This is a genomic window from Brasilonema angustatum, from assembly GCF_059505445.1.
Map to the genome: position 1 here is coordinate 36,417 of NZ_JCACKO010000001.1, position 14,666 is coordinate 51,082.

The window sequence follows — 14,666 nt, forward strand, 5'->3', positions numbered from 1 at the left end:
TTATTCATCTTCAGTTTCAAAGTATATATCTTTCAAAATAATGTGGTGTTTGGAATCAAAACCAATCTTGCCTTGTTGTTGTAACTTACCCATAAGTCGTGTAATCGTTACCCTGGTTGTGCAGCAGGCGCTGGCAAGTTCTTCATGAGTCAGGCGAATATTCAAGCGAGTTCCTTCTAGGATTGGTTGACCAATTTCCTGTTTTAGAAGCAGTAACAATTGCTCAAAGCGGTCTTGTACCCGTCGTCTACCAGCAATCAGCAAAAAAGATTCTGTTTGCCGTAACCGTTGATTGATTTTTGGTAACAGCATATGACTCAACGTTGGTGAACCTGCAATTTCCGCAAGGGAAATTGACACTAATTTTACATCCGATAGAGCAGTTGCTTGGTAAGTTTGTAGCGAGGTCAGATTTGAACCAAAAACCATTCCAACTCCTGCCAACCCAACGATGAGTTCCTCTCCGGTTTCATACAGTGTACTTAGCTTAACATAACCTTGACATATATACCAAATCATGCATTGGTTGAGAGGGAGAAAGTCTCCTTTGCTACAATTGTGCCAAAGCTTGTTTTGAGTTACATCGGAGTCATAGTTCAACAGTGCTAATTCTACTTGCTTGCGATCGCTTATGTTACGCACTAGCCAGCGGAGTCCTATTGGCTGATGCTGCTGATTATGGATCACTGCCACTGTTATGGCGGCGTCAAATAACTCGCCATTGTGTTTTTGAATATGTAGGACTAACTCTTTTGGTTTTTTGCATTCCCGTAGTTGGCTGAGGTAGCTGCGAAAGTTTTGACGATCTCCAAGCGCTACGAAGTTAGCCATTGGTATACCCAGCATAAACTGCTGTGAGAGGTTCAGTAGTGTCGCCGCAGTATGGTTGGCTTCTAGAATTATGCCTAAGGTATCTGTCACTAAATAGGCGTCTGGTGCAAACTCAAATAAATCCTGGTAGCGTTGGCGTTCCGTTTCTAACAAGTTTCGTGTTAGCAACAGTTCTTCATTCTGCTGATAAAGTTCCTCTACAGCCACATTGACAATTTCCGAGGTGCTACCAAGTTCGACAAGAGTTTGCGGTAGTACATCTGGTATAACAGGAACTGTACTTAGATCTTGATATAAATTTGTTAAACGCGTGTGCATTCCGTGTACGCGTTTGGTAAATTTGTCTATTTCTAATTTGTCTATATTCACTCTTAATTTATTCTCCACAGCTTTCAAGGTTAAACAAAAAATCTAACGAAGTAAAAGATACAAAGGACACAATGTTAGTCAAAGATATAGACAGAGCAATTGCTTCTAAAAATTGCTCTGTCGCGCTAACGAAATGATATAATCATATTTTAATATTCGATAATTGTTACTAAATTTTACTTGTTCAAGTCAGAGTTAAGAATTTTCGGCAGAGCCTAAGCATTGACAAGATTTTGAAAAAATAGTGTAGGTCTGTAGCATTTCCTAAAGCCCATTTTTTAAAAATTGGTCAGACATTATTGATATAATTCTTTAATCAAAACAGTAGTACACTCTGGTGATAAAACGCAAAAAATTCCACTGTATTATTATAAAAATAACAGATTTTACGGTTTATTGATCCACTTCATCCTAAGATTTATGACAAGACCTTTTCATTAAACTCCTAATTGTAAACCTCTCTTATCGGAGATTCATACAAGACCTGTTGTCATTTATAAAATTAGTAAAATATACTACTTCGCATTACCCTCGTTGTATCTTATGCAAACTCCAAACGGTGTGACATCTACCTTCCAAGACGTATCACGCAGAGAATTGCCAGAGATAGTGAGAGTTCAATTGCAAATGCTCTTGGAAGCGGGGGACTTGCAGGGAGCAAAAGCGATTTTGATACCTGTACAGGCTCCAGATATCGCCCAGGCGATTGAAGGCTTACCAAAAGCAATGCATGCTTTGGCATTTCGCTTGCTTTCTAAACAAGAAGCGATCGTTGTTTATGAATATCTTGACTATAGCGTCCAAGAAGGGCTGATCGAGGAATTGAAAAGTCAGGAAGTTCTTGATATTGTTGACAAAATGTCGCCAGATGACCGAGCGAGGTTATTTGACGAATTACCAGCAACAATTGTTAATCGATTGCTAGAACAACTCAGCCCCAACGAACGCCAAGCAACATCTTTACTGTTGGGTTATGAAGCAGGAACAGCTGGACGGATCATGACGCCAGAGTTAATCTTGCTCCAAGAAGATTTTACAGTGGCTCAAACTTTGGAGCGGATTCGCAGCGTCAATAATGCGAGCGAGATGATTTATTATCTCTATATTACTAATGCAGCAAAGCGGTTGACTGGAATTTTGTCTTTACGGGATTTGGTGACTTCTCAACCAGAGGAAAAGATTGGCAATGTTATGACTCAAGAAGCGGTGTTTGTCTACACCGATACAGACCAAGAAGAAGTCGCTATGTTGATACAACGATATGACTTTCTTGCTGTGCCTGTGGTGGATCGAGAACAGCGTCTTGTTGGTATTATTACCGTTGATGATGTCATAGATATCCTACAAGAGGAAACAACTGAAGATATCTACACCTTGGGTGGTGGGGTGCAATCTGGAGGCGACAACTATTTTCAATCGAATTTAATTTCAGTCGCTCGCAAGCGAGTTGTGTGGTTGTTAGTCTTACTTGTAACCAACACTGTTACAGGAAGTATTATTAAGTCACAAGAAGATATTTTGTCGAAAGTGGTAACGTTGGCGGCGTTTATCCCCTTGCTCACAGGTACTGGTGGGAATGTTGGGGCGCAGTCTTCAACAGTGGTGATTCGTGGAATGAACACGGATGAAATGGGTGCTTTGGGACCATTGCAAGTTGTTGGACGCGAAGCACTCGCAGGTGCGTTGCTGGGAGGAATATTGGGAACGATCGCCACGGTATGGGCTTTCTTTTTGCAAAATAATTTAGAGGTGGCGATCGCAGTTGGAACTAGTCTTGTAGCTATTTCTATTTTAGCCTCCGTCTCTGGTTCTGCACTCCCGTTTTTGTTCCGCCGACTCCGTTTAGATCCAGCATTGATGTCAGCACCCTTTATCACGACAGCTGTGGATGTTTTGGGTGTGTTAATTTACTTTAACTTGGCACGGATTATTTTAAAAATGTGAGAATAAGTCAGCACTCAGGAGAAGAAGAAAAAATCAACATATCATATTCTGGCTTCTGACTCCTGGATTCTTCTTTGAGAACTCCAAAATCAAAAATAGATATGCGCGTTATTATCCAACGAGTCAAATCATCTCAAGTGACAGTTAACAGTGAAATTATTGGTAAAATTGGTCGAGGGTTAAACTTGCTTGTGGGCATTGCCGATACTGACACTGATGCTGAACTTGATTGGATGGTGCGTAAATGTTTAGAACTGCGACTGTTTGGTGATCAACAAGACGGATCGCGCTGGGAAAAATCTGTACAAGAAATAGGCGGCGAGTTACTAGTCATTAGTCAGTTTACGCTTTACGGTGATTGTCGCAAAGGTCGCCGTCCCTCCTTTGACCGTTCAGCAGCTCCCAAAGTCGCTCAAGAATTGTATAATCGTTTTGTTGAAAAGTTACGCGAAAGCGGTTTGCGAGTCGAAACAGGTGAATTTGGGGCAATGATGCAAGTCTCGATAGAAAATGACGGACCTGTCACTTTGTTACTAGAGCGAGAAATAGCATAAGAGTTTATACGGAAAAATAAAATCTCAGCAGCCGCTAGACTCCTATGTACGAAATGATGAGAGAATATTAAACAAACGATAACAAAAGTTTAAATTCACTCATCATGGCTCAAATTCAGTTCTCCAGAGGTAAAAACGAAGAAGGCATTCCAGAGGTGCGCCTAACACGATCAAAGAGTGGTGACAGTTCAACAGCAACGTTTATCTTCCAAAATCCCCAAGCTTTGGATAGTAAGAGTACTGAAGAAATCACTGGGATGTACATGATTGACGAAGAGGGAGAAATCGTCACCCGCGAAGTCAAGGGTAAATTCGTCAACGGTAAGCCAGAAGCATTAGAAGCTATTTATCTAATGAAATCCAAAGATGAGTGGGACCGCTTTATGCGGTTTATGGAAAGGTATGCTGAAGAAAAGGGTCTGGAATTCAGCGGAAAATCTTAAACTGTCATGAGTCAAACACAAACTCAGACTCTAATAAAGCCAGAAGAAAAAATACCGTAACTGCGTTTTAGACACTTCTACCCCTCTGGACGTATTTGCTTTGTCCACAGAGGTTTTCAGCCATTTTTCCTTTTTTGAAAGTTCTCAAATCCCACTTATCAGTGTTGGATTTGTGTCTACCGCAGGAATCCACTTTCGGGCTACTTGAGTTGTTTGTTAATACTTGATACTGCCCAGTTTGGTATCACCCATGCCTATTCTGGGCTTGTTCTCAACTCCACAACCCCATCAATTGCTCTTTTTTGGTCATCTTAACCATCTAAAACTGTGCATCGATGTCTTCCTAAAGTTTTTGTGAGTCAACGCAGATAGTGTCGGATTATTTTTTTATTGATATAACTCATTCTAAATTGTCTGAAAAACTTTTATATTTCTTAATAATTAAATTTTTTGCTATGGAGAAATATGAAGTTATTCAACCATTAGATAGAGTAAGTGTAACCAACTATTTTCATAAACTGTAGAGGTCATTATAAGTCGTCTTTACTTTAACGTGGATGTTAATGTTGTCCTGTGAGCCTTCTACATTGCGTGTTCTAGTGGTTGACGATCACGAACTCACTCGTCTAACCCTAAAATTAGCCTTTTCTGCTCAAAAAAATCTTCAAGTTGTTGGTTTAGCCAGCAATGGTCAAGAAGCTGTAGAAATGGTTAAACGCTATCACCCTGATGTGATAGTACTAGATTTACATATGCCAGTTATGGATGGTTGGCGTGCTTCTGGTCATATTAAAGCTATTGCTCCAAATACCCAAATCATTGCTTACTCCTCAGTTGAAGATAACAAATCTCAGGAAACAAGGGAATTGGCTTGCTTGGATGCTTTTTGTAAAAAAGAGACACCAACAGGCGAACTTATTGCCCTGGTTAGAAAATTGGGACAAAGTCTACCTAATCATTGGTAGCTGGATAAATGATACAACAAACAAACTTGGGAAATGTAAAACTGCGTATATGGAAACTGAAAAATATGGGGGTTTTGAAGAGCGTCGATCTAACTGTAAGTTAGAGTTTTACGACGCTATTTTTTGTAATTTGTATCTCTTGTTATGACTTAACTAAATTTCTGATTGTGGAAAGGTGCGTCTATACTCATCAATAAGCTCATCCATTTCTTCGAGAGCCTGATTCACGTCAATTCTTAAAGTTCCCAAGTTTGGCTGTTCCAACAGAGTCAATAAATAGTCTCGTTGACTTTGAACCTTAATCACTCGTTCTTTGATAATTTGTGTATCCATTGCTATCCTCCTGTCTTCAACTGATAGATTTACAATAATACAATTGCGCACAACATTTGAAAAGGTACAAATAGCGCTATCACTGTTTCAGGTTACACAAGAGGTATCTGTTGTTTAACAGTTCTCATACCTTGAAGCCAAAACCTTGCAGTCTTGGGGCTAGAAAAACAGTTCAATCTTTAAGTTAGCTACAACCCAAGCTGTCTTTGCTGTGTAAGTGGAGTTGGGGGATAAGACCGCATTCCATATTAACAAGCTAGATAGGCATTTTGTTGCAATTTTTAACTATAATACCATTTTTTACCGCTTGTGCTAGCTTTTAGCGTTCAAATCTCACCTGTGTTTTACTTCAATCTACGATAATGGACTGCTACTCTTCCCTAACTTGTTCATTATCACCGATGATAGAAAAACTAAGGTACTAGGAATACATAACGAACTATAATCATGTTACGTCAAATTTCCTTGGGAACGCTAGGTATAAGCATCGGTGGTGTTTTGACTATTATTGGTTTTGCTGCCTACGCTGCTGACAATGCCACACTGAATCTTATCGGATTTTTTTATGGGATTCCTCTTTTACTAGGAGGATTAGCACTCAAAGCTAACGAGCTTAAACCTGTGCCTTTGAGTCAACTCACGACGCCACAAGTGTTGACACTTAGAAACGATCAAGCAACTTCTACTCAGAATAAAATTCGCCAAGACATTACTCGATATCGCTACGGTCAAGACGTGCATTTATACGAAGCGCTCTCGTTTCTGAAGCTTGGTTCTAGAGATGATGATATACCAACTGTCACAGAATTACAAGAAACAGAAATCAATGGAGCTTATGCTTTGATTTTGAAATTTGATTCGCCAGCGGTACCAATCGAAGTTTGGCAACAAAAGCAGGAAAAAATGACTAGTTTTTTTGGTCCTGGAGTAGAAGTAAAAGTGACACAGCCAGAATCTGAGAAAATTGATTTGACGCTAATTGCTACGAAAAAATAGTGATTATTCATTAGTTCTGAGTTTTTTGGTAATGACTAAGAGCTAATGAATAATATTTATTTTTCTAAACGGACAGCATACCACTGTAAATACTGGCCAGAACCAACATCTAACTCGCAACTCGTATCGATTAAATATTTTGCTTGTGCTTCTACTGAATCAAGAGATTGCAAATCGGGTGGCAAATCCTCAAATTTAAGTTTGTGTAAAATTTCCTTGAGCTTCTCTAATAACTCTAAAGCAGAAAGAAATTGTTCGGGTTGCTTTGTTTCTAAAACGACAAAATAATCTTGTTGATACATTAATGAATCTGGCATAACTAGGTGACTCAAATCAAGGATAGGATAAAAGATAGGTATAGATTCGTCAAAGAAGTGTTCTATATAACAATCCTAATTGATTTGCCCTATGGCTAACATTATGGCTGCGCCGTAAGCGCAAAGCGCACACGTGAAATCTTTGATCTTGGCTATGGTTTGTCCAAAGTCGTAACAAATGACTCCCGGTTCGCTCTTTTTTAGGAAAGTCAGAACCATTGGAAAAATCTAGATTTGAAAAAAGTATGAGGTCTATGAAGGATATGATCACCTAAACAATATCTCATTTTAAGCAACAAGTGCTCGTGCAATACGCGCTCCTCGCGTCTGCCCTTGTTTACCGGGTTAACTTCTGGGAAAACCTCTCTAAAAATCCAACTAGGGCTATTGCGCGTCCCTTGTAGCGTGTCCCTATGTCCTCCGGACACGCTACAAGGGACATAACTCAGCGCAGACGCCTTCGACGTATCGCCCTAGTTGCCAACGCACCAAATCCAGATTTTTTCTTGCATTTTTGTCAAATCCAAACAACCGTGGGAAATGTCATGACACCTTTGGGCATGCCTATAGTACGTCTTCAACGTTCATGCGTAGCGTGTCCTTTTGGGACTGGTGTAATCGCAAAGACTCTATTTTATGTTTTTCAATGTTGACTTACTTATATAAGTCACGGTGTTGGATAATTGCGTAATGATTTCACACCGTGATGTATATGTTGTTTAGTATTTTTGGCTCTTATGGAATGCAACTCATGTCAGGCATAAGCCCATTCTTGATGACCAAAGAAACTCCTGTGATTCTCGTGGCTGATGACGACAAGTCAACGCGAATAATGTTGCGTGATGCTATGGAAAAGGAAGGCTATCGAGTAGTCGAAGTCAGTGATGGGAAACAGTGTCTAGATGTATACGCATCTGTCAAACCTGATTTAGTTTTACTAGATGCTGTTATGCCAATTATGGATGGCTTTACATGCTGTAAGCAACTGAGCAAAATATCCAGCAATTTTGGTAACTCAACACTTGCTAATCCAGTGATAGAATCTTCATTGAACCATAGTGCTATTTCAGTACTTTCGAATAGTACTCCCATATTAATGATTACTGGCTTGGACGATCCTGAGTCAGTGGATCGCGCCTTTGAAGCAGGAGCAAGCGACTATGTCACCAAGCCTATTCACTGGGCTGTTTTGCGTCAGCGCGTACGAAGACTACTCCAACAAGCGCAACTATACAAACAGTTTGAGGCTGCTACCCATGCTTTACAGGAACTTGCCAATATAGATGGATTAACTGGAGTGGCTAATCGTCGCCGCTTTGACCACTATTTAAGTATTAAGTGGTTGAACTTAGCACAGGAGCAACTGCCTTTATCACTGATTTTATGCGATATTGACTATTTTAAACTTTATAACGATAGATATGGTCACCCTGCTGGAGATGCCTGTTTGCAAAAGGTGGCTGCTGTCTTGAACCGTTTGGCTCAGAGAAATGAGGATTTAGTAGCGCGTTATGGTGGTGAAGAATTTGCAGTGATTATGCCTAACACTCATGCTGCTGGTGCTGTTCACGTTGCAGCTAGCATACAAGCTGGAGTCAGGGAATTACAAATGGATCATTCTGAATCTGAGGTTAGCCGTTACCTCACTTTGAGCTTAGGGGTAGCGACGACACTCCCCAGTTTTGAATCTTCTTCAACAAGTTTAGTTGTTGCAGCAGATAAGGCGCTTTACCAAGCAAAAGCAGAAGGACGCAATCGCATTATACTCAAGCAATTGAACTGTTGAGTGCTTTAAGCTTTACACTAGAAATAGTCAAACTGTGGTTAAGATAACAATTAGTTTCACTAAAATTTTGCACATTCCTTACTACAAAAGCCGATGACGGGATTTGAACCCGTGGCCTGCTGATTACGAATCAGCTGCTCTACCACTGAGCCACATCGGCATACCTCACGCATTATTATAGCTTATGACACAACAAAATAACAAAAGTCGTATTAATTCAGAACAATACGCCCGTCTCAAGGCAGAAGCCACAGCACCCTATCGGGGCTTAAGGCAATTTATCTACATTACTTGTGGTGCTTCTGGTTTTATTGGTGTGGTCATCTTTCTTTCTAAGGTACTTGCAGGACGTGATGTTGAGAGTGCGTTGCCGAATTTAGCACTTCAAATAGGAGTGGTTGCTTTAATGGTTTTTCTTTGGCGTTGGGAGCAGCGTAGACAACAACGCCCCAAATAGCAATTGATTATAGTTTACTTCTGCTGGTGTCTGAGGCTTATCTTTCTTGGTGATTCATTATTTTTCAAAATCAATTGGAAAATATTATGAGCACAAAATTATCATAATTTATTTTTAAAAGAATGAATTACAAGCTTTTGCGATAGCGTCTCATACCTTTAGATAAGTAAGCTAATAAAAATGTTGATATCTCCATCATAGCTAAGTTCCAGTTAGTCATTGCTAGTATACTAGTGCCGATAAGTAGCAAGCAGAGTAAGCTGTATTTAATCTTCATTCATCCTCACTTTTTACAAACCAAATCTTAAAAATTTTTCCGGCTAAACTCATCTTTAGGAACAATCCGTTTTGGAGAACTTTCTTTTGCTCCACGAGTTAAAAAGAGAAGTCCTCCTAACTCAGGCTGATTTTATAGGCTTTTATTTCTCCTCTCCATCAGCTTTCAGCTCACGTACGCATTCTTGCCCAACACCGATAATGAATCCTAAGCTGGCACCAATTAAAGCATATCTGTTGTGCAAATCTTTGTAGTACTGAGTTTCATATATAAGTTGATTAAAGTTACGTTGACCAATTTGAGCAGCAGCTAAGCCAATAACTGCGCCGAGGAGAGCAGTTATAGTACCTGAGAAGATGATGAGCTTAATATTCATAATTTCTCAAACTCAGATTGTGATCAGATAAAACTATACAACTAGCGCTGGAATAAATTGTCTGAGGAAAACAGTTACCAGTTACCAGTAAACAGTGAACAGCTGGTTATTTACTGATAACTGGTAACTGCTCACTGCTAACTGATTGGACTAGTGGTGCAAGAAGAAAGAGTAAAACAGATACACAACAGTGATCGTAAACAAAATGTGATTTATCCAATCGTTTGCATTCCATTGTTTGAACATTTGTGTAACCTCTATAGACAAACTTTATAACTGCAACTTGGGATCACTCATTTTGTGGAGTCGTCTTAAATCTAGGGAGCGGTTGTTCTTTTTGGTCTGGTTGAACCTGAGGCGGCTGACTTTGCTCTGGATGCTGTGGCGAACTGGGCTTGTTAGGTTTACCTGGTTTCAAGAAGCGCTCTTCTAGGTTTTTAATAACAACGTACAGCACTGGCACTAAAAACAAACTTAAGATTGTTGAAATCAGATAACCGCCAAACAGCGCTGTTCCCAAAGACCAACGGCTCATAGCGCCAGCGCCAGAAGCGATCACCAGGGGCCAGAAACCGACTAAACCAGCAAAAGCAGTCATAAGAATTGGTCGCAAGCGTTCCTCAGCAGCACGGATAGCAGCTCTTGTGGAATTCATCCCTAACGCCGCTGATTGGTTAGCAAACTCTACAATCAGAATTGCGTTCTTACTCGCCAAACCAATGAGCATGACGAGCGCGACTTGAGCATAGATATTATTGTTAACCACAGGCCAAACGCCGCCTGCTTGGAAAACATTGGCACGAAACACAACTGCACCAAGTGCACCCAAGATTGCCAGAGGTACGGTAATCATGATGATTATGGGATCGACGTAGCTTTCGTACTGCGCCGCTAACACCAAGAAAACCATGACAAAAGCTAAGCCAAAAATGATGGGTGCTGCACCGCCAGAGGATTTCTCCTGAAGAGCAGTTCCTGTCCAAGCAAAGCCAAATCCCGGTTGTAAAACTTCGTTGGCGACTGCTTCCATTGCTTGAATTGCCTGTCCGGTACTATAGCCCGGTGCTGGAGCTCCTTGAATTTTGATTGACGGATAGACGTTGTAGTGAGTGATAACAGGCGGATAAGTAATTCTTTCTAATTGCACCAAAGAACTCAGTTGAACCAGATTACCATTTTGGGAATTACCATTTTGGGAATTACTACTTTGGGAATTACTACTTTGGGAATTACTACTTTGGGAATTACTACTTTGGGAGCGTACGTACAGACGACTGAGGTCTTCAGGATTAGAGCGCACTGTCCCCTCTGCTTGGGCGTAAACCCGATACAGTCGCCCGCCAAGCACGTATTGGTTGACATAGCTTGCACCCAGGTAGGTCTGCATGGTGTTAAAAATATCACTGATTTTGACGTTTTGTGCCTTGGCTTGGTTGCGATCAATGGAAATCTGCATCATCGGGGCATTGAAGGTGAATTGAGAAAAGACACCTCCTAGTTCCGGTCGCTTCTGGGCTGCTGCCATCACCTTTTGGGTGTTGTCAATGAGCACTTCCATAGGCAGGGCTTGTTTGTTTTGGATATACATCTCCAAGCCACCTGTACTACCTAAGCCATCGACGGGTGGCGCATTAACAGCGATCGCCCTCGCTCCAGGAATTTTTTGTTGCAACCCTTTATTAATTTTTTGCAGAATTCCAAAGACTGAATGGTCAACACCAGGACGCTCTTTCCAATCTTTAAGCTTGACGAAAAACAGGGACTTGTTACTCGCGTTCCCCTCAAACCCGAAGCCAGCGTTCCCGACAACATGCTCAACTTCTGGCAGTGGCTTTACGACTTCTTCAGTAATCTTCTTGACGATATCAAGGCTGTAGTTGAGAGACACGCCTGGTGGCGCTTCGACAATTGCAAAGAAATAACCCTGATCCTCTTCGGGGATAAACCCTTGGGGAGTCGTCTGGTAAATCCAACCTGTCAAGACTAAACCCGCAATAAACACTGGAATCACGATCCATCGAAGCCGGATCAGGAATTCTACAATTTTGATGTATCCTCCCTTGAACCAATCAAAAATCTTATTAAACCAGCGAAAAAATATGCCCAATGGGCCGTGGACTTCCTGCTGTTGCCGCATGATGATAGCTGACATACTGGGAGAGAAAGTCAGAGCGTTGAAGACAGAAATGGCAATGGAAAAAGCAATAATTAAGGCGAATTGTTTGTAAACGATACCAGTCGTGCCAGGGAAGAAAGTCACGGGGATAAACACCGCCATCAGTACCACTGATGTCGCAATCACTGCCCCGGTGAGTTCTTCCATTGCATCTAGGGCTGCTTGCAGTGGTTTCATGCCCTGTTCGAGTTTGGCAGCGATCGCCTCCACAACGACAATCCCATCATCCACCACCAAACCTGTTGCCAGGATAATACCGAATATTGTCAACTGATTGAGAGTAAACCCAAACACAAACGCAAATGCCATCGCGCCAATTAGGGATACAGGAATGGCAATGGCGGGAATGATTGCGGTGCGCCAATCTTGTAAAAAGATGAAGATGACGAGGAATACCAGGGCGATCGCCTCTGTTAGGGTTTTGAAGGCTTCATCGAGAGAAGCTGCTACGAACAAAGTATTGTCCAAGCCGATCGCTGCCTTTAATCCTGGCGGAAAATTAGGTTGTAACTCCGCCATTTTCTCTTTGATTGCCTTTGCCGTATTCCAAGCATTTGTACCTGGGAGTTGATAAGCTAACAAAATGACTGCTGGTGAACCGTCAAATAACGTCGTCGCACTATAATCTTCCGCCCCAACTACCGCTCGACCAACATCTTTTAACCGGATGAGCGTACCATCAGTGCCTGTTTGCACCACAATGTCTTCTGCTTCTGCAGGAGTGGTAAACCGACCACTTGCTCGTAGAGCAATTTCATACTGCTGCTCATTGGGAGTAGGCTGCTGACCAATTCTCCCTGCGCCAACCTGGATATTTTGTTCGGAAATGGCATCGATGACATCCTGTGATGTCAAATTCCTGGCAGCCAAGGCATCGGGATCAAGCCAAATACGCATGGCATATTTGCGCTCCCCCACAATTCTGATTGAACCTACGCCCTCAATTCGTTTGATTTCATCAAAGATTAGTCGGTCAACGTAGTTGCTGAGGAACACAGTGTCGTAGATGAAGTTTCCATTCTTGTCTTTTTCCGAATAAAAGCTATAGGCAAGAGTAATAGTTGGAGATTGCTTTTTGGTTGTCACGCCAATGCGGGTGACTTGTTCTGGTAAAGAGGCGTTGGCGACCGCCACATTATTTTGCACGAGAACTTGGGCAGTGTTCCTATCCATGTCTGTAGGAAAAGAGACGTTAACGGTGGTGTCGCCATTATTTGTCGTCTGCGACGACATATACACCACTCGCTCTGTGCCGTTGATTTCCCGCTCTAGCACAGTGGTAACGTTTTCTTCTGCTGTTTTGGCATCAGTACCAAGATAGTTAGCAGTGACACTCACCTGCTTGAGAGCCAATTCTGGTAGCTTATCTAAAGCCAACAGGGGAATGCAGATTCCTCCGAGCAAGAGAATCAGTACCGTGCAAACTGTAGTTAAGACTGGTCGCTTGATGAAAAGATCGGCAATATTCATAGCCCAGGAGTTAGATGATTGAGTTGATGGTGCGTGCTCACTGCTCAAACATTCAAAATTCAAAGTTTAAAGTTCAAAATTCAAAATTATTTTTGAATTTTGAATTCCCTACTGTGGTGGACTAGGACTCAGGTTTAATGGGAGAACCATCCTTGAGGGTAAGAATTTGCGTGACCGCAATTTGATCGCCTGGCTTGAGTCCATCAACTACCTGGTAGTTTTGACCTTGAATGGCTCCTAGATTCACGGGCTGCTTCCGCACAGTTAGTTTTGACCCTTGTTTTGACCTTACTGTCTGAGCTACATAGACAAAGTTTTGCGCCCCGATAGGAGATACAGCAACTGTGGGAATTAAAACACCTGGACGTTGACTCCAAATGACTCGTGCGCTGACAAACTGTCCCTCGCGTAAGTTGCCGCTAGAGTTGGGAAACGCAGCTTTGGTTAAGACAGCTTGGGTACCTGTATCTGCCTCTGCGGAGATAAAGTTGATACTCCCAGTCACCAAGCGTTTTTTTGTCTTGGGGTCAATGAGTTCCACTGGTAACCCCCGTTGTAGTTGTGAAGAGCGGTTGGTGGGAATTGAAATTCGTAGGAAAAGATTGTCGTTTTGGGTAATCGTGGTTAGCGTTTGACCAGTGCTAACGTAGTCTCCAACTTTGACTGCGAAGTCACCCACAGCTCCGTTAATGGGTGCCAGTACCTGTTTATACTGAAAAGACACGCGAGTACTAGCTACATCTGCCTCACCTTGTCGGATGTTCGCTTGTGCTTGATTTACGCTAGCTTTGGCAGCTTGTACCTGTTCCTCATCGGCGCGCAGCGTTGCGATCGCCTGGTTTAAGTTTTTCCGGGCAATGTCTAACTCCTGTTTTGCTTGTGCCCCAGCAGACACCAGTCGCTGCGCCCTTTGGAACTGAACCTGTTGAAGTTCTACGTCTGCCGCATCCTTGGCCCGTTGTGCCTCTTGTGCCTTCACTTGCGCCCGGGCTGTGCCATAAGCAGATTTATATGAGTTAACTTTGGCAATGGCGCTATTGAGATCCGAACCAGTGCGATCAGGACGCAGCAGCACAATTGGCGTTCCCTGCTTGACTTGATCTCCTGAGGAAACGGGGATCGACTCTATCCGACCTTGGATTTCTGGTTGCAACGAAACTCTCTGCTGAGCTTCCAGTCTACCCAAAAACTCTGAGACCTCTTGCACCTGACTAGATTTCAATAACTGCAACTTGACCGGAGTTGGTGGCGGTTCGGTGGCTGTGGCAGAGGGTTTGCTCCGACCGCAGGCGCTGGTGAACATAGAGGCAACAAGCACTGGAAATAATAGTTTAGTTGCTATTAGGGCGTCAGCTTTTTTAGACATTATTTC

General features: G+C 42.2%; 13 protein-coding genes and 1 tRNA gene. 7 read left to right on the forward strand and 7 right to left on the reverse strand.

The genetic code is table 11. The features are described from left to right. Complete coding sequence (locus AC5JM2_RS00165; protein WP_495832899.1) at window positions 1-1,200, reverse strand: PAS domain S-box protein; 1,200 nt, start codon at window positions 1,198-1,200, stop codon at window positions 1-3. Window positions 1,201-1,743: 543 nt separating this feature from the next. On the opposite strand from AC5JM2_RS00165, the gene mgtE reads away from it, so the two are divergent. The 4 genes from mgtE (at window position 1,744) to AC5JM2_RS00185 (ending at window position 5,106) form a co-directional block, all read left to right on the forward strand. Further along, entirely contained in the window at window positions 1,744-3,144 is a 1,401-nt protein-coding gene (gene mgtE / locus AC5JM2_RS00170; RefSeq protein ID WP_495832900.1) for a magnesium transporter, read from the forward strand. A gap of 101 nt (window positions 3,145-3,245) precedes the next feature. Next, entirely contained in the window at window positions 3,246-3,698 is a 453-nt protein-coding gene (gene dtd / locus AC5JM2_RS00175; protein WP_495832901.1) for a D-aminoacyl-tRNA deacylase, read from the forward strand. Between the two features lie 104 nt (window positions 3,699-3,802). Then, window positions 3,803-4,141 carry a photosystem II reaction center protein Psb28 gene (gene psb28 / locus AC5JM2_RS00180; protein ID WP_495832902.1) on the forward strand — a complete coding sequence of 113 codons (339 nt, stop codon included), beginning with the start codon at window positions 3,803-3,805 and terminating at the stop codon, window positions 4,139-4,141. A 557-nt stretch (window positions 4,142-4,698) separates the two neighbouring features. After that, window positions 4,699-5,106: a response regulator gene (locus AC5JM2_RS00185; protein WP_495832903.1), complete on the forward strand. Its 408-nt coding sequence runs from the start codon at window positions 4,699-4,701 to the stop codon at window positions 5,104-5,106. Window positions 5,107-5,259: 153 nt separating this feature from the next. On the opposite strand, the gene AC5JM2_RS00190 is transcribed toward AC5JM2_RS00185, so the two are convergent. Further along, complete coding sequence (locus AC5JM2_RS00190) at window positions 5,260-5,439, reverse strand: hypothetical protein (protein WP_495832904.1); 180 nt, start codon at window positions 5,437-5,439, stop codon at window positions 5,260-5,262. Between the two features lie 447 nt (window positions 5,440-5,886). Between AC5JM2_RS00190 and AC5JM2_RS00195 the strand changes: the two genes are divergently transcribed. Next, entirely contained in the window at window positions 5,887-6,435 is a 549-nt protein-coding gene (locus AC5JM2_RS00195; protein ID WP_495832905.1) for a DUF2854 domain-containing protein, read from the forward strand. 56 nt (window positions 6,436-6,491) lie between these two features. On the opposite strand, the gene AC5JM2_RS00200 is transcribed toward AC5JM2_RS00195, so the two are convergent. Then, window positions 6,492-6,752 carry a CRR7 family NDH-1 assembly protein gene (locus tag AC5JM2_RS00200; protein WP_495832906.1) on the reverse strand — a complete coding sequence of 87 codons (261 nt, stop codon included), beginning with the start codon at window positions 6,750-6,752 and terminating at the stop codon, window positions 6,492-6,494. 751 nt (window positions 6,753-7,503) lie between these two features. Here AC5JM2_RS00200 and AC5JM2_RS00205 point away from each other — a divergent pair. Next, window positions 7,504-8,538 (forward strand): GGDEF domain-containing response regulator, encoded by a 1,035-nt coding sequence (locus AC5JM2_RS00205; protein ID WP_495832907.1) that lies wholly within the window; start codon window positions 7,504-7,506, stop codon window positions 8,536-8,538. Between the two features lie 88 nt (window positions 8,539-8,626). On the opposite strand, the gene AC5JM2_RS00210 is transcribed toward AC5JM2_RS00205, so the two are convergent. Then, window positions 8,627-8,698: transfer RNA gene (locus AC5JM2_RS00210), tRNA-Thr, on the reverse strand. A 24-nt stretch (window positions 8,699-8,722) separates the two neighbouring features. Here AC5JM2_RS00210 and AC5JM2_RS00215 point away from each other — a divergent pair. Continuing rightward, window positions 8,723-8,995 (forward strand): DUF3493 domain-containing protein, encoded by a 273-nt coding sequence (locus AC5JM2_RS00215; protein WP_495832908.1) that lies wholly within the window; start codon window positions 8,723-8,725, stop codon window positions 8,993-8,995. Between the two features lie 419 nt (window positions 8,996-9,414). Here AC5JM2_RS00215 and AC5JM2_RS00220 read toward each other — a convergent pair whose 3' ends face one another. From AC5JM2_RS00220 to AC5JM2_RS00230, 3 genes are all read right to left on the reverse strand, one after another. Further along, entirely contained in the window at window positions 9,415-9,648 is a 234-nt protein-coding gene (locus tag AC5JM2_RS00220) for a hypothetical protein (RefSeq protein ID WP_495832909.1), read from the reverse strand. Window positions 9,649-9,937: 289 nt separating this feature from the next. Then, window positions 9,938-13,294: an efflux RND transporter permease subunit gene (locus AC5JM2_RS00225; protein WP_495832910.1), complete on the reverse strand. Its 3,357-nt coding sequence runs from the start codon at window positions 13,292-13,294 to the stop codon at window positions 9,938-9,940. A 121-nt stretch (window positions 13,295-13,415) separates the two neighbouring features. Beyond that, window positions 13,416-14,660: an efflux RND transporter periplasmic adaptor subunit gene (locus AC5JM2_RS00230; RefSeq protein ID WP_495832911.1), complete on the reverse strand. Its 1,245-nt coding sequence runs from the start codon at window positions 14,658-14,660 to the stop codon at window positions 13,416-13,418. Between the last annotated feature and the right edge of the window lie 6 nt (window positions 14,661-14,666).